The organism is Sphingobium sp. B2 (assembly GCF_007693735.1).
Taxonomy (GTDB): domain Bacteria; phylum Pseudomonadota; class Alphaproteobacteria; order Sphingomonadales; family Sphingomonadaceae; genus Sphingobium; species Sphingobium xenophagum.
In genome coordinates, this window is the sequence record NZ_VDBZ01000001.1 from 965,761 (window position 1) to 990,389 (window position 24,629).

25 protein-coding genes and 2 tRNA genes are annotated in these 24,629 nt (G+C 65.2%); 8 read left to right on the forward strand and 19 right to left on the reverse strand.

What is annotated here, in order from left to right; genetic code table 11:
• Positions 1-89 precede the first annotated feature (89 nt).
• Positions 90-2,243 (reverse strand): ParB/RepB/Spo0J family partition protein, encoded by a 2,154-nt coding sequence (locus FE851_RS04770; protein WP_145200326.1) that lies wholly within the window; start codon positions 2,241-2,243, stop codon positions 90-92.
• Positions 2,244-2,406: 163 nt separating this feature from the next.
• Between FE851_RS04770 and FE851_RS04775 the strand changes: the two genes are divergently transcribed.
• Complete coding sequence (locus FE851_RS04775; RefSeq protein ID WP_145200329.1) at positions 2,407-2,601, forward strand: hypothetical protein; 195 nt, start codon at positions 2,407-2,409, stop codon at positions 2,599-2,601.
• 25 nt (positions 2,602-2,626) lie between these two features.
• On the opposite strand, the gene FE851_RS04780 is transcribed toward FE851_RS04775, so the two are convergent.
• From FE851_RS04780 to FE851_RS04825, 10 genes are all read right to left on the reverse strand, one after another.
• A complete protein-coding gene (locus FE851_RS04780; RefSeq protein ID WP_145200332.1) occupies positions 2,627-2,995 on the reverse strand; it encodes a hypothetical protein in 369 nt (122 codons plus the stop codon).
• On the reverse strand, positions 2,992-4,221 hold the full coding sequence (locus FE851_RS04785; protein ID WP_145200335.1) for a hypothetical protein: 1,230 nt from the start codon (positions 4,219-4,221) through the stop codon (positions 2,992-2,994). The genes FE851_RS04780 and FE851_RS04785 overlap by 4 nt, the downstream gene beginning before the upstream one ends.
• Before the next feature lie 3 nt (positions 4,222-4,224).
• Positions 4,225-4,590 (reverse strand): DUF2958 domain-containing protein, encoded by a 366-nt coding sequence (locus FE851_RS04790; RefSeq protein ID WP_145200338.1) that lies wholly within the window; start codon positions 4,588-4,590, stop codon positions 4,225-4,227.
• Positions 4,587-5,489 (reverse strand): ArdC family protein, encoded by a 903-nt coding sequence (locus tag FE851_RS04795; protein ID WP_145200341.1) that lies wholly within the window; start codon positions 5,487-5,489, stop codon positions 4,587-4,589. The genes FE851_RS04790 and FE851_RS04795 overlap by 4 nt, the downstream gene beginning before the upstream one ends.
• A 417-nt stretch (positions 5,490-5,906) precedes the next feature.
• A tRNA-Arg gene (locus FE851_RS04800) sits at positions 5,907-5,983 on the reverse strand.
• 296 nt (positions 5,984-6,279) lie between these two features.
• Positions 6,280-6,657, reverse strand: a complete 378-nt coding sequence (locus FE851_RS04805) for a hypothetical protein (RefSeq protein WP_017184191.1) — start codon at positions 6,655-6,657, stop codon at positions 6,280-6,282.
• Positions 6,658-6,757: 100 nt separating this feature from the next.
• Positions 6,758-7,399 (reverse strand): endonuclease III, encoded by a 642-nt coding sequence (gene nth / locus FE851_RS04810; protein WP_145200344.1) that lies wholly within the window; start codon positions 7,397-7,399, stop codon positions 6,758-6,760.
• Positions 7,400-7,416: 17 nt separating this feature from the next.
• Positions 7,417-8,181: a 4-hydroxy-tetrahydrodipicolinate reductase gene (gene dapB / locus FE851_RS04815; RefSeq protein ID WP_130752581.1), complete on the reverse strand. Its 765-nt coding sequence runs from the start codon at positions 8,179-8,181 to the stop codon at positions 7,417-7,419.
• A gap of 65 nt (positions 8,182-8,246) precedes the next feature.
• Positions 8,247-8,969 (reverse strand): GIN domain-containing protein, encoded by a 723-nt coding sequence (locus FE851_RS04820; protein ID WP_145200347.1) that lies wholly within the window; start codon positions 8,967-8,969, stop codon positions 8,247-8,249.
• On the reverse strand, positions 8,921-9,682 hold the full coding sequence (locus tag FE851_RS04825; RefSeq protein WP_145200351.1) for a head GIN domain-containing protein: 762 nt from the start codon (positions 9,680-9,682) through the stop codon (positions 8,921-8,923). Before FE851_RS04825 ends, FE851_RS04820 begins: the two co-directional genes overlap by 49 nt.
• Positions 9,683-9,790: 108 nt before the next feature.
• On the opposite strand from FE851_RS04825, the gene FE851_RS04830 reads away from it, so the two are divergent.
• Entirely contained in the window at positions 9,791-11,380 is a 1,590-nt protein-coding gene (locus tag FE851_RS04830) for a M28 family metallopeptidase (protein ID WP_145200354.1), read from the forward strand.
• A gap of 6 nt (positions 11,381-11,386) precedes the next feature.
• On the opposite strand, the gene FE851_RS04835 is transcribed toward FE851_RS04830, so the two are convergent.
• Complete coding sequence (locus FE851_RS04835; RefSeq protein ID WP_145200361.1) at positions 11,387-11,773, reverse strand: VOC family protein; 387 nt, start codon at positions 11,771-11,773, stop codon at positions 11,387-11,389.
• A 144-nt stretch (positions 11,774-11,917) separates the two neighbouring features.
• Between FE851_RS04835 and hemB the strand changes: the two genes are divergently transcribed.
• Positions 11,918-12,913, forward strand: coding sequence for a porphobilinogen synthase (gene hemB / locus FE851_RS04840; protein ID WP_145200363.1), 996 nt, complete (start codon positions 11,918-11,920; stop codon positions 12,911-12,913).
• Between the two features lies 1 nt (position 12,914).
• Complete coding sequence (locus tag FE851_RS04845; RefSeq protein WP_186378755.1) at positions 12,915-13,484, forward strand: gamma carbonic anhydrase family protein; 570 nt, start codon at positions 12,915-12,917, stop codon at positions 13,482-13,484.
• A gap of 158 nt (positions 13,485-13,642) precedes the next feature.
• Here the strand turns inward: FE851_RS04845 and FE851_RS04850 are convergent, their stop codons facing one another.
• The 5 genes from FE851_RS04850 to zwf form a co-directional block, all read right to left on the reverse strand.
• On the reverse strand, positions 13,643-14,155 hold the full coding sequence (locus tag FE851_RS04850; protein ID WP_145200367.1) for a hypothetical protein: 513 nt from the start codon (positions 14,153-14,155) through the stop codon (positions 13,643-13,645).
• A gap of 58 nt (positions 14,156-14,213) precedes the next feature.
• On the reverse strand, positions 14,214-14,837 hold the full coding sequence (eda, locus tag FE851_RS04855) for a bifunctional 4-hydroxy-2-oxoglutarate aldolase/2-dehydro-3-deoxy-phosphogluconate aldolase (protein WP_026149598.1): 624 nt from the start codon (positions 14,835-14,837) through the stop codon (positions 14,214-14,216).
• 2 nt (positions 14,838-14,839) lie between these two features.
• A complete protein-coding gene (glk, locus tag FE851_RS04860; RefSeq protein ID WP_019052660.1) occupies positions 14,840-15,814 on the reverse strand; it encodes a glucokinase in 975 nt (324 codons plus the stop codon).
• 111 nt (positions 15,815-15,925) lie between these two features.
• Entirely contained in the window at positions 15,926-17,767 is a 1,842-nt protein-coding gene (gene edd, locus FE851_RS04865; RefSeq protein WP_130752588.1) for a phosphogluconate dehydratase, read from the reverse strand.
• A complete protein-coding gene (gene zwf / locus FE851_RS04870; protein WP_026002580.1) occupies positions 17,760-19,223 on the reverse strand; it encodes a glucose-6-phosphate dehydrogenase in 1,464 nt (487 codons plus the stop codon). Before zwf ends, edd begins: the two co-directional genes overlap by 8 nt.
• Positions 19,224-19,452: 229 nt before the next feature.
• Here zwf and FE851_RS04875 point away from each other — a divergent pair.
• A tRNA-Leu gene (locus FE851_RS04875) sits at positions 19,453-19,537 on the forward strand.
• Positions 19,538-19,790: 253 nt separating this feature from the next.
• Here FE851_RS04875 and FE851_RS04880 read toward each other — a convergent pair.
• Positions 19,791-20,927: a pyridoxal phosphate-dependent aminotransferase gene (locus FE851_RS04880; protein WP_145200369.1), complete on the reverse strand. Its 1,137-nt coding sequence runs from the start codon at positions 20,925-20,927 to the stop codon at positions 19,791-19,793.
• Between the two features lie 65 nt (positions 20,928-20,992).
• Here FE851_RS04880 and FE851_RS04885 point away from each other — a divergent pair, with 65 nt between their 5' ends.
• The 3 genes from FE851_RS04885 to FE851_RS04900 all read left to right on the forward strand — a co-directional run bounded on the left by FE851_RS04885 (position 20,993) and on the right by FE851_RS04900 (position 23,738).
• On the forward strand, positions 20,993-21,256 hold the full coding sequence (locus tag FE851_RS04885) for a hypothetical protein (RefSeq protein WP_017183673.1): 264 nt from the start codon (positions 20,993-20,995) through the stop codon (positions 21,254-21,256).
• 127 nt (positions 21,257-21,383) lie between these two features.
• The gene (locus tag FE851_RS04890; RefSeq protein ID WP_017183674.1) at positions 21,384-21,650 is read left to right on the forward strand and encodes a hypothetical protein; all 267 of its coding nucleotides are present in this window, start codon (positions 21,384-21,386) and stop codon (positions 21,648-21,650) included.
• Between the two features lie 351 nt (positions 21,651-22,001).
• The gene (locus tag FE851_RS04900; RefSeq protein WP_145200371.1) at positions 22,002-23,738 is read left to right on the forward strand and encodes an acyl-CoA dehydrogenase family protein; all 1,737 of its coding nucleotides are present in this window, start codon (positions 22,002-22,004) and stop codon (positions 23,736-23,738) included.
• A 153-nt stretch (positions 23,739-23,891) separates the two neighbouring features.
• Here FE851_RS04900 and FE851_RS04905 read toward each other — a convergent pair whose 3' ends face one another.
• Positions 23,892-24,587, reverse strand: a complete 696-nt coding sequence (locus FE851_RS04905) for a tRNA (guanine(46)-N(7))-methyltransferase TrmB (protein ID WP_130752593.1) — start codon at positions 24,585-24,587, stop codon at positions 23,892-23,894.
• Between the last annotated feature and the right edge of the window lie 42 nt (positions 24,588-24,629).

Here is a 24,629-nt window from a genome sequence, read left to right on the forward strand (position 1 = left end):
TCCTGAAAATGCGAAGGCCCGACGCATCGCGCCGGGCCTGAGAATGGATGGAAGCAGGGCGGGACGGCCGAAACCGTCCCGCCGGAGGATCAGGCTGCAGCGGCCAGGTCCTCGTCCTCGTCATTGACGGCGGCAACCGGCTCGTCCTCATCGAGGAAGGCGGGCAGCGCCGCGTCTCCGTCTTCGGCCTCGCTACCGGCCACCAAATCGCCCAGCAGGTCGCTGGCGAGATCGGGCGTGCGCATGACCTCGGGCAGCCACCCCGCATCTTCCAGCAGTCGCTCGGCTTCGCGAGCCATGTCGCCCTTCTTGAGATGGTCGATCATCTCGGCAAACTTCGAGCCCTTCGCCTCGGCGACGTCCGCGAGGATGCGCGGCTTGGTGACCGACCCGAAATAGCCCGCCACGGTCGGACGCCAGCCTGCGCCGACAACGTCCAGGCCAACCGCCCGCGCGAGCACGTGACTTTGCGCGATGCGCCGTTCGACAGCGTGCTTCGAGATGCGCCCATTGTCGTACTTCGGCACGACTTCCTGCTGCGCGTTGACCGAGAGCGAGGCGCAATGCGCGAACAGCGCGGCCTGCTCATTGCCGTCGAACATCAGGAGCGCGTCCCACAGCTCCTGCTCGGATCGAGGCAGCCGTGCCTTCCACCGGGCATGGCGCTCGGCGATCGCCTTCGCCGGCGCGCTGTCCTTGAGATCGGCGGGAGACATCCCGAAGGTCACCTTCCTGAGCGACACCTCAAGGCACGATTCGCGCCCATGCGGGTAGAAGATGTCGAGCACGAACGCATGCAGCACGGCAGCAAAAGCGGTAGTGGGGCTCTGAGCGAAGGCATCCTGCAGGGCCAGCGTTCTCCAGGCGGTAAGCTCGGCGACGAGACGATCGGAGAGTGGCTTCACCACCTCACCGTCGGCATCATCATCGTCGTTTGCCGACGTGATCGAAACGACGTTGGACGCCGCAGTTTCAGGCGTGTCCGTGCCGCCGACACCCTCCGATCCGGAGCTTTCGGTCCTGTCGCGCCCGTCGCCGGCCTCCTGCTCGGTCACCGGTTCGTCCTCCGGCCGGACATATCCGCGCTCGATGCAGAGCGAGCCGTCGCGTTCGATCGACAGGAAGACGCCGGCTCGTGCCACGTCCTCGGGATCGAAGGTGACCGGCCGATCGACCAGTGCGCCGATTTCCTCGTCGATCGCCACCACGCGAGCGTTCACCTCGTCGGGGATTTCGTCGGCATCGGACCATTCGGCCTCGAGCGTTTCAGCCTCGTCCTGGAGCGCGGCGAGCCGCGTTTCCTCCTCGGGAGTCATCGGAAGTTCGGTGCCCTCGATCTCGCGAAGACCGTGAGCGACACCCCAGGGAAGATCGACCGCGGTGGCGACCCACTTCCAGCCCTCGGCGCCGATCCGCTCGCCTTCGGCGACGAGCTTCTGATCGACCAGCTTGTCGAGCAGGGCAGGGTCGCTCAGCCAACCGCCGTCGTCCTGCTGGAAAAGGTCGCGCATGACACTGCCGCCGGCGGCAACATAGGCATCGATGCCGATAAAGCGCGCCCGCTTGTCGGAAGCGTGGACCGTGTTCTCGGTCAGCTTTTGCCGGATATAGCCCGCCGACTTGTTATAGCTGTGTTCGAGCTGCTCCCACAGTTGCTCCTGGCGCTCGTGATCGTCAGCGACGGCGAAGGCCATGAGCTGCTCGAGCGTCATGCCATCGTCGGCGTAGATCGCATGCAGCTTCGGCGAAACCCTCGCGAGCTTGAGGCGCTGGTTCACGACCGCGGGCATCACATGGAAGTGCGCGGCGACCGATTCGATGTCCTGGCCGTTGTCGACCATCGCCTGCATCGAGCGGAACTGATCGAGCGGGTGCAGCGGCTCGCGGAAGGTGTTCTCGGCGTAGCTGTCCTCCTCGGCCGACACCGCATCATTGGCTGCTTTGACGACGCAGGGAATCGGCGCGTTGCGCGCCAGGCGCTTCTGCTTGACCAGCAGTTCGAGCGCGCGATAGCGCCGGCCGCCGGCCGGAACCTCGAACTGGCCCGTTTCCGCGCCTTCATCGTCGAGGAGCGGACGCACGTTGAGGCTCTGAAGCAGGGTCCGGCGAACGATATCCTCCGCCAGTTCGCCGATCGACACGCCGGCCTTCACCTTGCGCACATTGGACTGGGACAGGACCAGCTTGTCGAACGGAATGTCCCGGGAACCGCTGAGGACGATCTTCTGCGGCGATTTTGCCATGAGTTTTCTCCACGACGGGCCGCCGGAGACTCTCTCTCGGCTACCAGCCCGTCACGAAGCCCTGGCTTCCCTCTTCCTCTGAAGGCCTGCTCCGGCAGGCGTTCCTCACGCCGACCGCCGAGGAAGGGACTGACCTGGCGCCCGCTCGGTGGTATGGCGAGGCATGGCGAATGAACTCGACGATATCAGGGCGCAGTGCGATTGCCCGCAATGCGGGCGGGAATTTACCGTCAGCTTCCGGACGCTGCGGCTCGAACGAACGATCGAGTGCCCGGGATGCGGAGTGACGGTGCGGCCGATCGATGACACGCCGATCGGCGCGGTCCAGAAGCTGATCGACGAGGCGGGCGAGGATTGAAAATGCCTCGCGCCGGATTTCTGGCTCACAGGTGCTCCTCGGGAATATCCTCCTCATGGCCCTGCCACACGATGCGGTCTCCGTCATAGATGGTGACGAAGCCGCGCCCGCGAGTGATGGGCACAGGCGGCTTGGCGAGGAAATTGAGGCAGCCGAACGTGTCGGTGGTCGCCGAGAACGCCAGCGGCTTTCCTTGCGCCATAAGCACGCGATCGCACGAGCCCGAGGGACGCTTCACGCGGCGGCGGGAAATGCCGATCCGAAATGCCTCATAGGCGCTGACCTCGTGGTCGGACGGCGGTGACCAGTGCCGGCAGTATTTGCAGTAGCGCGGGACCGGCGGTCCTTCGTCGTCTTCCAGCTTCGGCCCGCCGTTATGCCCGATCGAGGTCATTGGCGTCCCTCCTCAAGCCAGGCGCGCAGCTTCGCACGCATGACGCCGATGCCGGCATTGATCTCGGTGACCTCGGCATCGGGGGTGATGCAGCGCATTTCGCGAAAGCCTTCGAGAAAGGCACGCATGACCTTGAGGTAGAGATGGCCTCCGACCAGCGCGACGTCCGTAAAGGGGCGTGTCCCGTGATAGGCGAGAGACGCTATCTCGCAGCCGGGATGGGAGCCGTAATTGTCCGGCTTTCCCGCGGATGGCGGGCGGGGCCAGCGGGTGCCCATGCCTCCGGCGATCATGCGCTTGGCCAGATCCGGCGTCAGTCGCGCATCGTAGTGCTCGATGGGGCTGTCCGCGCTGCGAAATCCGTAGCGCGCCGACACGAAACCAACCCGAGCGAGGCGCCGCTGCGGATCGACGGCCCGCCATGTCTGCCAGAGCGGACCATCGTAGCGTTCCCATGCCGGCATCCAGCCCGGATCGCGGCGCTTCGTGGCCGAACAGGCGAGAATGAGAAGGCGATGCGAAAAGCCCGCTGCCCGCGTCTGCGGGACATCGACCCGCACCACACGGACCTCGCGCTGCTCCGCTGCCGAGGCCAGTCGCCCGATCAGTGCGATGTCGGCATCGGTGCATACGCCCCGCACATCGATCCGGGGGCGGGGATCGTTGTCCGTGGGCGGAATTACGGTGAGAAACAGAATCCCGTTGCCGAGATTGCCGCAATACTGGGGCACCTCGCTCTTGGGCATCCCCGGCACCAGCTCGACCACTTGCCTTCCGACGCGCTTGAACGCCTCTGCAAAGCTGGTCGGGCAAGGCGTGGTATTCGCCTCGGCCCGGGCATGATATTTCCAGGACGGGCGCTCGGGATCGAGCTTGCCGACGCGGATCTGGTGAAGGAAGTCGGCGAAGCTGTAGGGGTCGGCGGGATAGGGGCAGTCCCGCCACGCGCGCCGGATCGCCGACCGGCTACCTTCGCCGAACTCGAACAGACGGTTACGAGCCCGGCGCCAGACCGCAGCGCGCTCATCTCGCAGTCGTTGCTGCTGCTGCGGCCACCATTCGGCGCGGCGTGCCATTTCCTCCTCGACGCTGTGCTGCGTGGCCGCAATCATCCCGGCGAACAGCGGCAGCTTCTCGCGGTCGCGGCGTTGCCGGGTGAGGAAAGCGGCGCGCTTGCGCGAAGTTTCGACATAGGCGGTCGGCCTGGGCCATTTGCTGAAGCGCATAGGTTAGCCCTCCTGCTCTGACTGCCAGATCGTTCGCTCGGCCTCGCGAAGGCAGCCGAGGCGCCGGGCTGTCCGGGACCAGATCGACAGGGGCGTTTGCGTCTCGAACAGGACGTCCCGCTCGATTCCCATGTCGAATGACAATCGCAGTTCGGCGAGTTCGGTGAGGCTGAAGCTGCCGACTTCGGGCGTGCCGAAACCGAGGTCCGCAATACCGAACAGGATCTCGCCGTTGTCCTCCATCATGCTGGCGAGCCACACGGCCTGCCCGATCGGATTGAAGAACTTCACGACAGGGACGTGATCAGCGTTGGGTGCGGCGCCGTTGGCGAGCAATTGGGCGCGGAGGCCGGGAGTGAGGAGGATCATGCCGCGATCTCCTTCGCTTCGGGCTGCTGCGCCCACATCCAGTCCGCCGCCTGCTGCGCCTTGCTCGCAGCCGTGAAGATCGCGCGCGGGTCCTGCTTGAGGGCGGAAAGCCAGGACGCAACGTAGGCCGCATGGTCGGGACGCGGATGGTGCGCGATTCCGAGATCCGCGAGCACGAAGGACGCGGTCAATTCGGCGCAGGCTTCCTCGATCGGCAGCCAGTCACGCTTGAAGCGCTCCTCGAAATTGCGATCGAGGCGGTGCTTCGCCCCCGTTGCGTGCGCCGCTTCATGCAGCAGCACGCCGACCGCCGATGCGGGATCGCGAAAACTCCCGAATGTGGGCATGAAGATGCGATCCAGATCGATCCGGTAATGTGCATCGTAAGCGCCCTCGGTCACTGGAATGTTCAGCGCGGCGACGAAGTCTTCCGCATGGCCGATGCGCTCACTCTCGGGAAGCATTGTCGTGGGCGGCAGGTCGTACCCTTCGACCTGGGCGAGATTGAACACGGAAAAGGCACGCGCGAACATGCCGCCGCGGCGATGCTCATCATCGCCGTGCCCGGCGTCCGCGTTGGTCCCGAAGGGCTTCCAGAGGACGACGGTCGTTCCGCGCTCGCCCTTGCGCACCTGCGCGCCTGCGGACTGCCACTGGCGGAAGGTTCCCCACAGACCGCTGCCGTAGCCTCTGGCCTCGGCAGCGATCCACAGGGCCACCGTATTGACGCCGCGATAGCGCTTGCGGGAGACGACGTTGGTCGGGCGGGTGACGGCCGCGCCGTCATGGTGCCACGGCATCCGCCACTCTCCTGCGCCCGCTTCTATAGCCGCGATGATCTCGTGGGTGATGCGGGTGTAGACATTGGCGCGTTCGGCAGATCCTTCGTTCCGGCTCATGCTGGTTCTCCGCGACGGGCGCGGCGAGCCACTCTCGCCATCTCTCAACCCGTCACGGCCAATCCGGCACTTCTCTCACTTTAGGCGGGGTGCGCGGGGCAGCGGCCCCGCGAGAAGGGGTAGGGGGCGACGCGCAAGCGGCGCACCGTCAGGGGAAGGCTTTCCCCTCCGGGTGAACAGTCCAGTGTCTTAGGCAGCGAGCCCGATATGGGCGACGCGGTCGCGTCGAGTTTTTGCCACCGATTGGCTTGAGCAGGAACCAAATATACCGCTGTGGTGAGTTTTCAGAGCGGCGAGAGCCGCAGAAAACCGAGGGATATCGCCTGTTCGCGCTTCCGTGTGGTGAGTTTTCGGCAGGATCTGCCTGATGCGAGGAGAGCAATCTGGCTCTCAACTCTTTGATTTTTCGAGGAAGTTTGGCGCACCCAAGAGGATTCGAACCTCTGGCCTTCGCCTTCGGAGGGCGACGCTCTATCCAGCTGAGCTATGGGTGCGTAGGGCTTGAAGCCGTAAGATTTGCGCCGGGGAAGGTCAATCCGCGATCGAATCCGGCAGTCCGGCCGCGGTGAGAATTTGGTGAGTTTTCTAAACCGTCCTTTCTTGGCCCTTCCTAAGTAGCCGAAAATCCTTTATAAAACCATCGCTCTCGCGTTGAACGTCAGCCTTCGGAGGGCAACGCTCTATCCAGCTGAGCTATGGGTGCATGACGCTGGCCGGTGAGCCGTGTCAGACAGGCCGCTTAGCAAAGGCCGTTCGTCCGCGCCAGCGGCAAAATCGCCGCCGGGCCATCTTATTTCGATGCTTTTTTCATCGGCTGGAATTTGCCCAGGCCACAGCTGGCCCCCGGTTGCAGGCCGGGACCATTGTTCCACAGCACGGTGATGATATCGACCGAACAGAGTTGCGACAGGCTGGTGCGGTAGGAAAAGCGCTTTTCAAAGCCCAGGCTGGGGCAGCTGTTGGGCAGGGTGTTGCGGTAGATTTTATTGCCGTTCATGATGAAATCGATGGTGCGGTCATCGCGAACATTGGTCGAGCGGATCGAGGTTAGCGGGATGCAATCCATGGCCTTCGCGCCGGTTGGGACATAGGGGTCGGGCGTGGTCTTGGCGATGGCGGGGGCGGCGGCCAGGGCCAGCGCGAAACCCAAAGCGAAACGGACGGACATATATTCTCTCCTTAGAGACGTCTTTGAACGAATCGACGTCGCAGGACTGTGAAAACCGTCCTAGCCGACCAGTTCTGAACGCAGGAAGAACAAGCAGGCGTCAGGCAGGCGGCGGGGTCTTGGGCTTGAACCGGCACAGGTCGGCGACGGGGCAGCGCCAGCATTCGGGTTTGCGCGCCTTGCAGATATAGCGGCCGTGCAGGATCAGCCAGTGATGGGCGTCGCGGCGGAAGGGCTGGGGGACGCGCTTTTCCAGTTTCGCCTCGACCGCCAGCACCGTCTTGCCCGGCGCCAGCCCGGTGCGGTTGCCGACGCGGAAGATGTGGGTGTCGACCGCGAAGGTTTCCTGCCCGAAGGCGGTGTTGACGACGACATTGGCGGTCTTGCGCCCGACGCCGGGCAGGGTGGTCAGCGTGTCGCGATCCTGTGGCACTTCCCCGCCAAAGTCGCGCACCAATATGTCCGACAGGGCGATGACATTCTTCGCCTTGGTATTGAACAGGCCGATCGTGCGGATATGGGCTTTGAGGCCATCCTCGCCAAGGTCCACCATCTGCTGGGGCGTGGTGACTTCCATGAACAGGGCGCGGGTCGCCTTGTTGACGCCGACGTCCGTGGCCTGCGCCGACAGCGTGACCGCGACCAGCAGTTGATAGGGGTTGCCATATTCCAGCTCCGTCACGGGCGCGGGATTGGCTTCGGCCAGGCGGCTGAAAAAGTCGAAGATCTGGGCCTTGTTCATGACGATGCTCAGGGGCGTCAGAGGCCCAATACGCCCTTCATGTCGTACCGCCCGACGCTCTGGCCGATGAGCCATTGCGCGCCCTTGACCGCGCCGCGGGCGAAGATGGTGCGGTTTTCGGCGCGGTGGCCGATTTCGATGCGTTCGCCTTCGGTTGCGAAGATGACCTGATGGTCGCCCGCGACCGATCCGCCGCGCAGGGCCGCAAAGCCGATCGCGCCGCTTGCCCGCGCGCCGGTGATGCCGTCCCGACCGCGTTCGCTATGGTCGGCGAGCGTGATGCCGCGCCCGCGTGCAGCGGCCTGGCCCAGCAGCAGGGCGGTGCCGGACGGGGCATCGACCTTGTGCCGGTGGTGCATCTCGACAATCTCTATATCCCAGTCATCGCCAAGGCCCGCTGCGGCCTGTTCCACCAGCGCGGCGAGCAGGTTGACGCCAAGCGAGGTGTTGCCGGTCTGGAGGACGGGGATCATCGCGGCGGCTTCGTCGATCAGGGCGTGGTGGACGGCTTCAAGGCCCGTGGTGCCGATCAGGATCGGCTTGTTGGCGGCAATGCAGACATCGAGATGAACAGAGAGGGCGCCCGGTACGGAGAAGTCGATCAGCACGTCGCTGCGCTCGGCGAGCGCGAGCGGATCGGTGGTGATGGCGATGCCCGGCGCGATCTCGCCAGTGCCGTCGCGGTCGGTGCCGCCCGCTATGCCAAGGCCGGCGTCCGCCGCGACCTGCGCAATGGCGCGGCCCATGCGACCCGCTGCCCCGAAAATCCCGATAGTCGTCATGTTCGCCCCGTTCGCATCCAGTCGTAGCGGCCGATGCCAGAGCGACGGCGCTTTGTCATTATCGTTCAATAGGAGTCGCCGCCGCAGGCAATGCGCCCGGTGCCGCGATTGTCGACCGAGCAGGCGGCCCTGCCAGTGACGGTGACGTCGCCCGAGCCAGTGGCGGTGATTTTGGCGGTGACGTCTGCGCTGAGGGCGATGCTGCCCGGCCCGTCATTGGCAAGGGTCGCCTGCCGTGCGCGCAGACCTTCGCCCGCGACCGCGCCGGGGCCGGAGACGCGGATATTGGCGACGCCGGCGCGCCCGGCCAGGGTCGCGCGGCCACCGCCCGCCAGTGACAGGTCGATCCGGTCGAGATCGACCGCCGCCACGCTCACGTCGCCATTGCCGCCCAGCACAATGTCCCCGCGCAGCCCCTTCATCCGGCTGACCGCGACCGATCCGCCGCCGGTCAGGACGATGCGGGACAGATCGCCGGTGGAGACGCGCAGGGTCGCCGCGCCGCCGCCTTTTTCACCGGGCCGCGCGCGGGTGATGCCGACGATCAGCAGGCGGCCCGACACGGCGACGTTCAGCCGGTCGAGCAGCGCCTGATCCCCCTCCGCACGGGCCGATGCGCCTGCGCCGGTGGTGACGATGACGTTGACCGGCGCATCGACCCGGATCGCGTCGAAGCTGGTGATGGTATAGCCGCGGGTCGCCGCCGCTGCGGGCATTGCGATCAGGATGGTCGCGCCGATCAGGGCGCGCAGCGCGCCTCGCCCGGTCCTGTGCCACTGGTCGTACATTGCGCCTTGCCCTTCACCGTCACGTCGCCCGGCCCCATGATCCTGATAGCGACCGCGCCGTCCGACGCAAAGGCGATGTTGCCCGCGCCCAGGATCGACACTTTGGCCGTGCCCAGTTTGAGGTCGTCGGCGTCGATGTCTCCCGCGCCGGTGATGGCGAGTTCGCCTGAGTCGGCGGTGCCCGCGATCTTGACCGATCCGGCGCCGGTGATGTCGGTCTTGAGGCTGCGCAGTTTGACGGTGCCAATGGCGAAATCGCCAGCGCCGGTCAGCGACAGATCCAGCATGTCGCCCTCCGCCCGGTCGAGCGTGAAGTCGCCTGCGCCGGTCAGCGCAGCGGCGCGGATGGCGGGCATGGTGACATGGACGGTGACGTCGCCATCGTCATTCTTGCGACCAAAGGCCCAGTTGCCGTCCGACTTGCGGCCGATCACCAGCCGGTCGCCCTTGACCGCGATGGTGAGCCTTTCGATCGCCTTGGGATCGCCCTCCGCGCGGACCGAATAGGCATCGCCGATCGTCACGGCGACATCGTCCGGGCCGGTCGCTTCGATGGCGTTGAAATCCGTGAGCGTCGACCAGTCCTGCGTCGCGCCGCCCTTCACGGCGGGCGCGGCATCATCGGCAGGGCGCGAACAGGCGGCGGTCGACAGGGCAAGCCCGGCAAGCAGCAGAGCCGACAGGGAAGGGGAACGGGTCATCGTCATCTCCATACTGTATTGCCATTGTAATACACGTTCATGGTAGCGGTTCCAAGCCCCCTTGTTCGTCAGGCAGGATAAGGCAAGATAGAGACGAGATTAGAACGGAGTAGCACGACCATGCGCGGCCTTTCCTTCGGCATATCCCTGATCGCGTTGATGGCGGGCAGCGTCGCGCCGGCCGCGGGCGAGGGGGACAAGGGCGCGCGCTGGTGGGCGCATGTCGAGGCGCTGGCCAATGATGCGATGGAGGGGCGCGGGACCGGGACGCCGGGCTATGACCGGGCGGCGGACTATGTGATCGGGCAGTTCAAGGCGATGGGGCTGAAACCCGCTGGCACGCAGGGCTATCGTCAGCCGGTGGCGTTTGTGGAGCAGCGCATCCTGTCCGACAAGTCCAGCGCGGCGCTGGTGGGACCGCAGGGGGAGGTGCCGCTGGCGGTGCCGGGCGACCTGATCTTTGGCGGCGGGGGCGGGCCGGTGCCCGAAAGCGTCGACGCGCCAATGGTGTTTGCGGGCTATGGCCTGCATCTGCCCGAAGCGGGGCATGATGATTTTGCCGGGCTGGACCTGAAGGGCAAGATCGTCGTCGTGCTGTCGGGCGGGCCGGCGACCCTGTCGGGCGCGCTCAAATCCCATGCGCGGTCGGAACGGTCGCAATGGCTGGCGGAGCAGGGCGCGCTGGGGCTGATCACGCTGGTGACGCCCAGGCAGGTGGAGATCCCGTGGGTACGGCGGATCGCCCTGTCGGGGGCGCCCGCGCTCTATTATAGCGATGTCAGCCTGCGCGACACGCAGACGCCTTTTCTGAGCGCGCAGCTCGATCCGGCCAAGTCCGACATGCTGTTTGCCGGGTCGGGACAGGATTTTGCCGCGATCGTGGCGGCGGCGGATGCGTCCGCGCCCGTGCCGTCCTTTCCGCTGGCGCTGCGGCTGAAGGCGCAGGTGAGCGCGACGCGGGCCGACCTGTCATCGCCCAATCTGATCGCCGTGCTGCCCGGTAGCGACCCGAAGCTGCGGCAGCAATATGTCGTGCTGTCGGCGCATCTGGACGGCTATGGCGTGGGTACGCCGATCAAGGGCGATGCGATCTATAATGGCGCGCTGGACAATGCGTCCGGGGTTGCGAGCCTGCTGGAGATCGGGCGCGCGCTCAAAGCCGGTAAGGTGAAGCCCAAACGGTCGATCCTGTTCGCCATCGTCACGGCGGAGGAGAAGGGATTACTCGGCTCCCGCTATTTCGCGCGCCGCCCGACCGTGCCGCAGAAGAGCATCATTGCGGACCTGAATTTCGACATGGCGCTGCCGATCTTCCCGCTGACCAGCGTGACGCCGATCGGCTATGACCAAAGTTCGCTGGGCGCAGAAGCCCAGGCCGTGAGCGCGGCGATGAACCTGCCGATCACGCCCGACCCCTTCCCCGACCGCAACGTGTTCATCCGGTCGGACCAATATGCCTTCATCCGCGAGGGCATACCGGCGCTGTTCTTCAAATATGGGTTCAAGGCGGGGACGCCCGAAGCGACGGTAGAAAAGGCGTGGCGGGCGAATATCTACCATTCGCCGTTCGACGATCTGAACCAGCCGGTGATGCCCGCCGAAAGCGCGAAGCTGAACGACTATGTGACGGCGGTGACGCTGCGCGTGGCCAATGGGGCGGCGCGGCCGACCTGGAACGCGGACAGTTTCTTTCGGCGCTTTGCGAAGTAGCGGCGGTCAGGGTGCCGGTTGCTCGTAAAGTTCGAGCGGCAGTCCGTCAGGGTCGGTGAAGAAGGTGAAGCGCTGGCCGGTATATTCGTCGATCCGGATCGGTTCGCACGCGACCCCGGCGGCGTCGAGCCGCGCCACTTCCGCATCGATATTGGCGACGGTGAAGGCAAGGTGCCGCAGGCCGCAGGCTTCCGGGCGGCTCGGCCGGGCAGGGGGATCTGGGAAGGAAAATAGTTCGATCTGGGCATTGCCCGCGTCCAGATCGCACTTCCACGACTGGCGTTCGGCGCGCCAGACTTCGCGGATCACCGGCAATTGCAATATGTCGCGGTAAAAGGCGCGAGAGCGGGCATAGTCGGAACAGATGATGGCTATGTGATGGACGGCGCGCATGGGCGGCTTCTAGGATATCGGCAGGATCGTGGGAATGGGGGACCGGATTGGATAGTCCCTATTCTTTCCGCGCTGAGGAGCGGAACGTCCCCTGTTTGATCACTCCTGCTTGATCCCCCGCTCGACCGCGCCTAGACCCGCGCCATGACCCAATCTTCCTATCCGGCGCTGCGGATGCGGCGCGCGCGGGCTTCGGCGTGGAGCCGGGCGATGTTTGCGGAAAATCGCCTGTCGCCCAGCGATTTCATCTGGCCCCTGTTCGTGACCGAGGGCGATGGGGTGGAGGAGCCGATCGGGGCGCTGCCGGGCGTGTCGCGATGGTCGGTGGATGGCATCGTCGCGCGGGCGCGGGAAGCGCGGGATGCGGGCATCCCTTGCCTGGCGCTGTTTCCCAATACGCAGGCCGACCGGCGCAGCGACGATGGCGCGGAGGCGCTGAACCCCGACAATCTGATGTGCCGGGCGATCCGGGCGATCAAGGATGCGGTGCCGGACATTGGCGTGCTGACCGACGTGGCGCTGGACCCCTATACCGCGCATGGGCAGGACGGGCTGCTGGACGACAGGGGCTATGTCCTCAACGATGCGACCGTCGATGTGCTGATTGGCCAGTCGCTCAATCAGGCGGCGGCGGGGGCGGACATCATTGCGCCCAGCGACATGATGGACGGGCGGGTCGGCGCGATCCGCGCGGCGCTGGAGGGCGAGGGCCATGTCAATGTCCAGATCATGTCCTATGCCGCCAAATATGCGAGCGCATTCTACGGTCCGTTCCGCGATGCGGTGGGATCGCGCGGGTTGCTGAAGGGCGACAAGAAAAATTACCAGATGGACCCGGCCAATGGGCAAGAGGCATTGCGCGAGGTGGCGCTGGACCTGGCCGAGGGGGCGGACAGCGTGATGGTGAAGCCGGGGCTGCCCTATCTGGACATCATCGCCCGTGTGAAGGACCAGTTCGCGGTGCCGGTGTTCGCCTATCAGGTGTCGGGCGAATATGCGATGATCGAACATGCCGCTGCCGCTGGCGCGGGGGACCGCGACGCGCTGGTGCTCGAAACGCTGATGGCGTTCAAGCGGGCGGGCTGTTCGGGCGTCCTGACCTATCATGCGCTGCATGCGGCGCGGCTGCTGGGAGCTTGAGATGAGCGATTATCCGGGCGTCAGCATCGTCCCGTTCAAGGGCAAGGTGCCGGTCATCCACCCCAGTGCCTTCATCGCACCGGGATGCCGGATCATCGGCGATGTCGAGATCGGCGAGGATGCCAGCATCTGGTATAATTGCGTCATCCGCGCCGATGTGAACCGGATACGGATCGGCGCGCGCAGCAATGTGCAGGACGGTACGGTGATCCATTGCGACAGCCCCGGCGACGGGATCGACCGGCCATTGGCAGGATGGCCGACCATCATCGGGGACGATGTGCTGATCGGCCATATGGCGATGGTGCATGGCTGCACGCTGGAAGACCGGGCGTTTGTCGGGCTGGGCGCGATCGTCATGGACGGATGCGTGATCGAGAGTGACGGGATGCTGGCGGCGGGTGCCTTGCTGTCGCCGGGCAAGCGGCTGCCGGGGCGGCAATTATGGGCGGGGCGACCGGCCAAATATATGCGCGACCTGTCCGACGAGATGGTTAAGAAGCTGAGCGGAGGCGCGGCGCGCTATGTCGACTATGCGCGCGCGCACAAGGCAGCGGTGGACGCGGTTTAACGCTTATATTCAATCAGTTTTGCACGGTTCCTGCTCCTCCCCTTTAAGGGGAGGTGTCGGGCCGAAGGCCAGACGGAGGGGTGTCCCGCTATCGAGAGGGTGACACCCCTCCGTCAACGCTTCGCGTCGCCACCTCCCCTTGCAGGGGAGGATCAATTTCAGGGCTGGGCCAGTTGTCCCTTGAGCGCGTCGATGCGGTCATTCTGGCTATCGACGATGGCGAGGGCCGTGGTGCGGGCGGTGTCGAGGGCGTCGAGGCCGCCGCTTTCCTTGCCATCGGCAATGGCGCTGGTGCGATTGACATAGAGGGTGTCGAGGCTGGCGAGAGCGGAAACGCTGTCGTTACGGGCGGTTTCCAGCGCGCTGATGGCGACCTGCGCGGCGACCCAGGCGTCGCTGGAGACGGACGATCCAGATGCGGCGCGGGCGGCTTTTTCCGCTTTGGCATAGGCAGCGTCGAAGCCGGTCCGGCCGGTTTCCGCCTGCGCTGTGAAGCGGGCGATCTGCTCGGTCAGCTGGGCGTCGGCGGCGATCGGGGCGGGGGGCGGCGCGGCCTGCGCGACCGGGGCGCTCTCGATCGGCCGCTTGGCGAGCGAGGGATAGGTCAGCTGTCCGCCGGTGCAGCCGGACAGGAGCAGGGCGAGATAGGGCAGCAGCCGACGGGTCATCATGAACCTGCATCTAGGGTGGCGGGTGACGGCGCGCAATGGCCCCGTCACCCGCGCACGATCATCCGCGCGGGAGGGCGGCGGCGGCGCGCGCCAGTTGCTCGATCTTCGCGCCGTCGACCGGCCCCTTGGGCACGACCCAGCTGCCGCCGACGCATTTGATGAAGGGCTGGGCCAGCCATGTCGGCGCGCTTTCCAGCGTAATGCCGCCGGTCGGGCAGAAACGGGCGGTGTGCAGCGGCGCGGCAAGCGCCTTGAGCGCGGGCAGGCCGCCCGATGTTTCGGCGGGGAAGAATTTGAAATGGGTAAGGCCCATGTCCATGCCGCGCATGATGTCGCCCGCCGTGGCGGTGCCGGGGAGGAAAGGGATGTTCGCGGCGATCGCGGCCTTGCCCAGCGGCTCGGTCAGGCCGGGGCTGACGACGAAGCGCGCGCCTGCCGCCATTGCGGCGTCGAGCTGATCGGGATTGAGGACGGTGCCGGCGCCGACGACAGCGCCTTCCACCTGGCTCATTTCGCGGATCACGTCGAGCGCGGCGGGGGTGCGCAGCGTGACTTCGAGCGCGGGCAGGCCACCGGCGACGAGCGCGCGGGCGATGGTGAGGGCGTCCTCCACCCGATCGACCACCAGCACCGGGATCACCGGGGCCAGCTCCATCACCTGTTCGACGGTCAATTCGCTCATAATCATTGCTCCCTGAAGGCGGCGGCGGCCCCGAAAAGGCCGATTTCATCATGGACGGCCATGCGGATCGGAACGGATGCCATCAGGCTTTCGAACCGGCCCTTGGCCTTGAAACGGGTGTGGAAGCCGCTGTGCGGCAGGAAATCGCGCATCCGCTGGGTCAGGCCACCGGCCAGCACGACGGCATGGGGACCATGGGCCAGCGCAAGATCACCGGCGACCGATCCGTAGCAGAGGCAGAAGCGTTCGAGCGCATTGCGGGCGAAGGCATCGCTGTCATCCAGTGCCGCCTGCCACAATTCGGGGTCTTCCATCAACATCACGCGATGATGGCCGATCGTCGCCATTGCCTTGTAGATATTGTTGAGGCCGGGGCCGGACACGATCCGCTCGGTCGAAACGCGCAGGAATTTGTCGCGCAGATAGGCGAGGATTTTTTCTTCCAGACTGTCGAGCGGGGCGAAATCGAGATGCCCGCCTTCGGTCGCGATGACGTGGGGATGGCCATTGTCATAGGCGATCATCGCAACGCCAAGGCCGGTGCCGGGGCCAAGGATGGTGACGCCGCCATCGCGGGGGAAGGGGCGATCCTCGCCGAACAGCAAGGGCAGATTGTCTTGCGGAAGGCGAGAGACGGCATGGGCGACCGCTTCGAAATCATTGACCAGCTTGACCGTGCGAACGCCCAGATCCTCGGCCAGCGTATCGGCGCGGATGACCCAGCTGGAGTTGGTCAGCTTGATGACGTCGCGGCCAATGGCGGTGGCGAAGGCGATGGAGACGGCGTCGGGCAGGTCGCCCGCGCCGCTATCCGCTTCATCCTGCGTGAAGGCGGCCCAGCAGGATTGCAGGCTGGAATAGTCGGCGACCTTATATTTGCGCACCGTGCCGAGCGTTGGCACGCCGCTTTCATCGAGCGAGGCGCGCGCGAAGCGGGCGTTGGTGCCGCCAATGTCGGCAGCGATGATGTTGGTCATCAGGGCATCCTATCATTATGTCCGTCATGCCAGCGCAGGCTGGCATCCTTCTTCCTTTGCGTGGTGTGAGCAGGAGAGAGATCCCGGCGTTGGCCGGGATGACGGTGGAGATTATAGTTCGGCTTCCATGGCGGCGAGAATGGGGGACGCCCCTTGTTCGGCCAAGTCGCTATGATGGCGGAACAGGGCGAACAGCTCCCGGCCCGTATCATAGGGCGGGGGCGGCGCGGCGGGGATGTCGCGCGCGTCCCAGGTCGCGGCGTCGACCAGCGCGTCGATGGTGCCGCTCTGCGCGCAGACCCGGACGAGATCGCCATCGCGCAGCTTGCCGATGGCGCCGCCGCCCAAGGCTTCGGGCGAAAGATGGATGGCGGCGGGCACCTTGCCGGATGCGCCGGACATGCGCCCGTCGGTCACCAGTGCGACCTTGAACCCGCGATCCTGCAGTACGCCAAGCGCAGGCGTCAGCTTGTGCAGTTCGGGCATGCCGTTGGCCTTTGGCCCCTGGAAGCGGACGACGACCACGACGTCGCGTTCCAGTTCGCCCGCCTTGAAGGCGCGCAGGACGTCGTCCTGATCGTGGAATATCGCGGCTGGCGCCTCGATGGTCCAGAGCGCGGGATCGACGGCGCTGACCTTCATGACGCAGCGGCCCAGATTGCCCGCCAGCAGCTTCATCCCGCCATCGGCGCTGAACGGATTGGCAACGGGGCGGAGCATGTTTTCATCGCGCGAGGCGGGGACGTCGCGCCACTGGAGCGCGTCATTTTCCAGCACGGGTTCCTTGCCATAATCGGTGAGGTCGCCGCGCGCGACGGTCATGATGTCGCGATGGAGCAGGCCATTGTCGAGCAGTTCGCGGATGATATAGCTCATGCCGCCAGCGGCGTGGAAATGGTTCACGTCGCCGGAGCCATTGGGATAGACGCGGGCGAGCAGCGGGACGGCATCGGAGAGTTCGGCGAAATCGGTCCAGTCGATGCTGATCCCGGCAGCGCGGGCGATGGCGGGCAGGTGGATGGCATGGTTGGTGGAGCCACCGGTCGCCATCAGGCCGATGATGGCATTGACGATCGCCTTTTCATCGACGCAGTGACCCAGGGGACGATAATCGTCATTTGGTTGTCCGTCTTTGGCCCAGCCGATCGACGCCAGCCGGTGAGTCGCGGCGCGGGTGAGTTCCTGGCGCAGCTTCGTGCCGGGATTGACGAAGGCGGCGGCGGGCATGTGGAGGCCCATCACTTCCATCATCATTTGATTGCTGTTCGCCGTGCCGTAGAAGGTGCAGGTGCCAGCGCCGTGATAGCTGGCGCTTTCGGATTCGAGCAGTTCGTCCTTGCCCACTTTCCCTTCGGCATAAAGCTGGCGGATGCGGACCTTTTCCTTGTTGGCAAGGCCGGAGGGCATCGGCCCGGCGGGGATCAGGATGGTGGGCAGATGGCCAAAGCGCAGCGCGCCGATCAGCAGGCCGGGCACGATCTTGTCGCAGATGCCGAGCAGGGCGACGCCTTCGAACATGGCGTGGGACAGGGAGATGGCGGTCGACAGCGCGATCGTGTCGCGGCTGAAGAGCGAAAGGTCCATGCCCGCCTGCCCCTGGGTCACGCCGTCGCACATGGCGGGGACGCCGCCCGCCACCTGGGCCGTGGCGCCGACTTCGCGGGCGGCCAGCTTGATCGCTTCGGGATAGCGGCCATAGGGCTGATGCGCCGAGAGCATGTCGTTATAGGCTGTGACGATGCCGATATTCATCGCCGCGCCGGTGCGGATGACAGGCTTGTCCTCCCCACTGGCGGCAAAGGCATGGGCGAGGTTGCCGCAGCTTAGCTGATCGCGGTTGGTGCCAGCGTCGCGGCCACGCTCGATAAGGTCGAGATAATGGCGGCGGCTCCTGGCGCTGCGCTTTACGATGCGTTCCGTCACCTTGGCGATGATGGGGTTCAGTTCAGTCATGCCAGCTGGCTCCGTCACGTTCGATAAGGGCAATGGCCGAGGATGGACCCCAGTTCCCGGAAGAATAGGGGGCGGGTTTCATATTCGCTTCCTTCCACCCGTCGATGATCGAATCGATCCAGGTCCATTGCGCCTCCACCTCGTCACGGCGGACGAACAGGGTGGGATCGCCGGCCAGAAGATCGAGGATCAGCCGTTCATAGGCGATCCGGCGGCGCTGCCCGGCAAAGGCGGCGGTCAGCGAGACGTCGAGCGTCACTTCGTCGAGATGCACCTGCCGTTCGAGGCCGGGCCGTTTCGACATGATGGTCAGGCGGATATATTCTTCGGGTTGGAGGCGGATGACCATCGTGTTGGATTCAAGCCCCGATCCATGGCCGTCCCGTCCGAAGATGGAGTGCCGGACCGGCTTGAACTGGATCATGATTTCGGACTGGCGTTCCGGCATCCGCTTGCCGGTGCGCAGGTAGAAGGGGACGCCCTGCCAGCGCCAATTGTCGATATAGGCCTTTACCGCGACGAAGGTTTCCGTGGTCGAGGGCTTGCCCAGTTCGTCGGCATAGCCGGTGACGATCTGGCCGCCCACGGCGCCCGGCGTATATTGGCCGCGCACACTATGCGTCTTGACGGTTTCGGCGGTCATCGGGCGCAGCGAGCGCAGCGCCTTCACCTTTTCATCGCGCACCGCGGTCGGGTCCATGCGGGCGGGCGGCTCCATGGCGATGATCGACAGGATCTGGAGCATATGGTTCTGCACCATGTCGCGCAGCGCGCCGACGCCGTCATAATAGGAGACGCGGCCTTCCAGGCCCACGGTTTCGCCGACAGTGATCTGGACATGGTCGATGCCGGTCGCGTTCCACAAGGGTTCGAACATCAGATTGCCAAAGCGCAGCGCCAGCAGGTTCTGGACGGTTTCCTTGCCCAGATAATGGTCGACGCGGAAAATCTGATCCTCTTCGAACAGCGCGCCGATGCCGTCATTGACCTGTTTGGAGGAGGCCAGATCCTTGCCGATCGGCTTTTCCATCGCGATCCGGGTCAGCGGGGTGATGAGGCCCGCGTCCGCCAGACCCTGCGCCGTGGGGGCGAACAGCGATGGCGGGGTGGAGAGATAGACCGACAGGCCGCGTTCCAGCCGCCCGTCGATCCGATCGGCAAGGGCGGCGAACTGGGTCGCATTGCCTGCCTCCACCGGCTGATAGCAGATCATCGCGCGGAAGGTGGCGGCGACTTGGCTGTCATAGCGGTCGGCCGCCAGAAACTGGCGCAGCGCCGCATCGACATCGTCGCGAAAGGCGTCGTCGTCCAGTTCCGACCGGCCGGAAGCGACGATCAGAAAATCGTCGGGCAGCAGCCCGTCGGACAGGAGATTATAGAGCGAAGGGAAGATCATCCGTCGCGCGAGATCCCCCGTAGCGCCGAATAATAGGAACGTAGCAGATGATTCGGCCAAAGGATGGTCCTTTTCCGTTGAACATATCTATATCTGCACGATGACGCCCTTATAGCGCGCGCGGATGATAGCGCAAGGAGGCTATCGTCCCGGCGGCGATGCTGCAACGGCTTGCTATCGCATGGTGAAAGTCTGGCGGGCGTGGCGCTTTGGGCGATGAATATGGGCCGGACTGATTTTCGGCTGGACGAGGGAGCCGGATTTTGTCATTTGGCGGCTCCCAGGCCGTGCGGGCGTGGTGAAACTGGTAGACGCGCCGGACTCAAAATCCGGTTCCGCAAGGAGTGTCGGTTCGATTCCGACCGCCCGCACCATTTTTTGGCCGGACTTTGTTTCCGACATTGCAATTCAGATCGAAGTGCATCCTTCCATGGAAGGGCAGGGCGGTTGCATATGACTTTCCGCTATCCATCCAACGTCATGCTGAATTTATTTCAGCATCCATCGTGCCCCACAGGCCGCCGCTCGTAAGGAGAAATGGATCCTGAAACGAGTTCAGGATGACGATGAAGGAGGAGGCAGTTCATATGCGAAAAGCCTGCCCTTGCAGAGGAGGATTTCCAGCGTTCAACGCCTGCCTTGCGCCTGAAACCATGGCACCATCCGGGCGATGGCATCCTCTACCCGGTCGGTGGAGACGGCGAAGCTGAAGCGGATGAAGTGGCGCCCTTCGACCGGATCGAAATCTATGCCGGGCGCGGTGGCGACGCCGGTGTCCTGTAGCAGGCGGTGGCAGAAGGCCAGGCTGTCGTCGGTCAGATGGCTGATGTCGGCATAGAGATAGAATGCGCCATCGGGCGGGGCGATGCTGGCGAGGCCGAGCGCAGGCAGGGCGTCGAGCAGCAATTGGCGGTTGCGGCGGTAGGTGGCGACATGGCCGTCCAGTTCGGCGCTCTCCTCAAACGCCTGCAGCCCGGCCTGCTGGGCCAGGACCGGGGGCGTGAGGAACAGGTTGCCCATGCGGGCGCGGGCGGCGTCGATCAGGACAGGCGGCACGACGATCCAGCCCAGACGCCAGCCGGCCATACTGAAATATTTGGAGAAGCTGTTGACGATGATCGCGTCGGGGGCGAATTCCAGCATCGAGCGGGCCGGGTCGCCGAAGGACAGGCCGTGATAGATTTCATCCGAGACGATGGCGATGCCGCGCGCGGCGCAGGTCGCGGCGATGCGGGCCAGTTCGTCGGCGGGGATGATGGTGCCGGTGGGGTTGGCCGGGCTGGCCACGATGAGGCCGTCGGGCGCTGGATCAAGCGCGGCGAGCGCGTCGGCGCTGATCTGATAGCGTTCCGCCGGACCGCAGGCGATCTCCACGGGGGAGAGGTAGAGCGCCTTGAGCGTGTTGCGATAGGCGACATAGCCGGGGCGGGCGGTGGCGACGCGCGCGCCGGGCGCGAACAGGCTGGTCAGCGCAAGGACCAGGCCGGGGGACGCGCCGCAGGTGAGCAGGATGCGTTCGGCATCGATGGCGAGGCCATAGCTGTCGCGATAATGGCGGGCGATCCGGTCCTTGAGCGGCTGGCTTTCCCAATAGCCCATCGGGTCGGTGTCCAGCACATGATGGGCCATGGCGATGGACGCTGCCGGTGCGCCGGTGGAGGGCTGGCCAAATTCCATGTGGAGGATGGAGCGGCCCGCTGCTTCGAGCCTGTGGGCTTCGCGGCTGATGGCGATGGCGTGGAACGGGTCAATGCTGGCGATCATGCCGCCTGCCTAGAGGGGGCGGGGCCTGGCTGCAACCTTGGCGGGCGGCGCGGCGTTGGGGCGAGATGGATGAGGCTGTGCTGACGGGGCTGCAATATTATGGCGCGGCGGCGGCGACGCTGGCGGCGTTGCTGGTCTCGCTCAACATCGGGCGGCGCGTGACGGGATGGGCGTTCGTACTGTTCGTCACCAGCTCGATCGCGCTGATCCTGTGGGGGTTTCTGGCGCAGGACAGTGAGGGGATAGGCTGGCAGAATGTCGCCATGCTGGGCATCAATATGGTCGGCGTCTGGCGCTACCTGCTGTCGTCGCACAAGCCGCGGGATTAGCGGGCGGGTTGCGGGAGGCGGGGGAGGGAGGGTCGCCTAAGGGGGGATTGGCGACGTTCTGTTGTCGAGGGGCTAAGGCTCGTAAGCGGACGTTGCCTTCTCAACGAAACGGCTCCAGAACGAACGCATGGCGCAGACCCAACATACGTTCAGCAATAAGAAGGACGGCCCAATCTACATATCGGTCGAACCTTGGCCTCAATGCTTCGAACTGGAACCGGGCGATAAGCTCACGTTGAAATGGGATGCTGATGATAGCGGCGATGCGATGCAGATCGATTTCATAAACGAGCGCGAGCTTGTCGTGTGGCCCAACGGCAAAATCGATGATATAGAGTATCTTTTCAACGGCGATCCGGGCGAAGATCGAAGCTGGACCTTCAAGCACAGATAAGCAAGGACGCTTCGCCTAATGACTGCTTGTTGGACGCGCGCGATCTGCCGCTGTTGTCGCCAACGGTCGTTCCCGATCATCCTCCCCTGTAAGGGGAGGTGGATGGCCGTAGGCCAGACGGAGGGGTATCAGCCTCTCGATAGGGCGACACCCCTCCACCACTTCGTGGACCCCCTCCCCTTGCAGGGGAGGAATTTCCGGGCGCTTCTGGTCGCTTACAGACTGGCCCCTTTTTCGGGCGCCCTTCGTCGTGGGACTTGATCCAGCCGTTTGCGGCGGGCTTACAGGCTGTTGAAAATTGACTGTAACATATGTTTGGTGTAATGTTCGTGCGATAGAAGAGGAACCGCCATGCAAAGCTATACCCCGCCGATCGACGATTATCGATTTCTGCTGAACGACGTACTGGGTTTCGACCAGGCGATGGCGGAGTTGGGGAAAGAGGTGGATGCCGATCTGGCGGTGGCGGTGCTGGAGGAGGCGGGGAAGGTCTGTGCCGAGCGCCTGCAGCCGCTGAACCGCGAAGGGGACGAGCAGGGGAGCCGGCTGGTCGATGGCGCGGTGCAGACGCCCGATGGTTTTGCGCAGGCCTATCGTGATTTTGCCGAGGGTGGCTGGACGTCGCTGTCGGCGGACCCGGCGCATGGCGGGCAGGGGCTGCCCTTCGTCCTGCAACTCTGGTTCGACGAGATGATGTCGGCGACCAACCTGTCCTTCGGCCTGTTCCCCGGCCTGTCGCGCGGGGCGTGTGAGGCGATTGCGGCCCATGCCAGCGACGCGTTGAAGGCCGCCTATCTGGAGCCGTTGGTGAGCGGCGAATGGACGGGCGCGATGGCGCTGACCGAGAGCGGGGCGGGGACCGATCTGGCGCTGCTCAAGACGCGGGCGACGTCAAAGGGGGACGGCAGCTATGCGGTGGCCGGGACCAAGATTTTCATTTCGTCGGGCGACCATGATTTTGGCGGCAACATCGTCCATCTGGTGCTGGCGCGGCTGCCCGATGCGCCGCCCGGCGTGAAGGGGATCAGCCTGTTTCTGGTGCCCAAGTTCCTGCCCGATGCCGATGGCGGTTTTACCGTGCGCAACGCCATGTCGGTGGGGTCGCTGGAAAAGAAGATGGGCATCCACGCCCAGCCGACCTGCGTGATGCATTATGACGATGCAACCGGCTGGCTGGTGGGAGAGGCGCATCGCGGGCTGGCGGCGATGTTCACGATGATGAACGCCGAACGGTTGATGGTGGGCATTCAGGGACTGGGGATTGCAGGGGGCGCCTATCAGCAGGCGGTCGCCTATGCGCGGGACCGGTTGCAGGGGCGCAGCGCGGACGGGGCGCGCGGCCCGGTGGCGATCATCGAGCATGCCGATGTGCGGCGGATGCTGCTGAATGTCCGCGCGTTCGTGGAGGCGGGCCGGGCGCTGGCGGGATGGACCGCGCTGCAACTCGACCGGGCGAAAGCGCATGCGGATGCGGGCGAGCGGGAACAGGCGGACGCGCTGGTGGCGTTGCTGACGCCGGTGATCAAGGCGGCCTTTACCGACTATGGCTTTGAATGCGCGGTGCAGGCGCAGCAGGTGTTCGGCGGTCATGGCTATATCCGCGAATGGGGGATGGAGCAATTTGTCCGCGATGCCCGGATCGCGCAGATTTACGAAGGCACTAACGGGGTGCAGGCGATGGATCTGGTCGGGCGCAAGCTGCCCATGGCAGGCGGCGCGGTGGTCGAGGGCTTTTTCGACGGGATCGCGGCGGATGTGGCGGCGGCGGGCGACCGGGTGATCGCGGTGCGGACGGGCGAGGCGCTGGCCTTGCTGCGCGAGGCTACGGTGGCGCTGCGCGGGGCGGATGTGGACGCGACCGGGGCCGCGGCGGTCGACTATCTGCGGCTGTTCGCGCTGGTGGCGATGGGATGGATGTGGACGCGGATGGCGGTGGCTGCCGGGTCTGGCGAGACGGCGCTGCATCAAGGCAAGCTGGCGGTAGCGGATTATTATGCCCGGCGGGTGTTGCCGCAGGCGAGCGGGCTGGCGGCGAGCATTGCGGCGGGCGAAGGGGCGATCATGGCGCTGGCGGCGGAGGCGTTTTAAGGGGGGGAGCACCAACCTGTGCGCAACGTTTCTCGACTTCGCTCGAAACGAACGGATCAGGGTAAAGTCATCGGGTTGGCTGTTGCCCCATCGAGAGGGTGACACCCCTCCGTCAGGGCTGCGCCCTGCCACCTCCCCTTACAGGGGAGGATTTCATTTGCGCCGGTAGCGGAAGTACCAGACTTCATGGCCCTTTTTCCGCGCCTTGGCTTCGTAGCGGGTCTGGGGCCAGCCGCCGGGGCGGGTGAGGAAGTCGGCGGGGTCGTTGGCCAGCCAGTCGAAATCGGGATGGCCGTTCATCACCATCAGCGCCCAGCGCAGATAGATGGGATGATCGGTGCCAAAGCGGAATTCGCCGCCCGGCTTGAGCTTGCGGGCGATCATCGCGACCGGGCCGGGGTTCATCATCCGGCGCTTGGCATGGCGCGCCTTGGGCCAGGGGTCGGGGTGGAGCAGATAGACAAAGCTCAAGGCGCCGTCCGGAATGCGGCTAAGCACCTCAAGCGCATCGCCCATGTGCAGGCGGACATTGCCCAGCGCACCGTCGCGGACATGGCCAAGCGCGGTGACGACACCGTTCAGGAAGGGCTCGCAGCCGATAAAGCCATGGTCGGGCAGCATGTCGGCGCGATAGGCAAGATGTTCGCCCCCGCCAAAGCCGATCTCGAAATGGAGCGGGCGATCGTAACCGAAGAGGGCGGCGGCGGTGATGTCGCCTTCTTCGGGGACGGAAATGGCGGGGAGGAGGGTGTCGACCAGTTCCTGCTGCCCCTGCCGCAGCTTGTGGCCCGATTGGCGGCCATAGAGGCGGTTGAGGGTCGTAGGATCGCCGGATTTATGCGCTGTCATGGGGCGGCTGACTAGCGGGTAGGAGGGGTGGGGGCAAGGGGG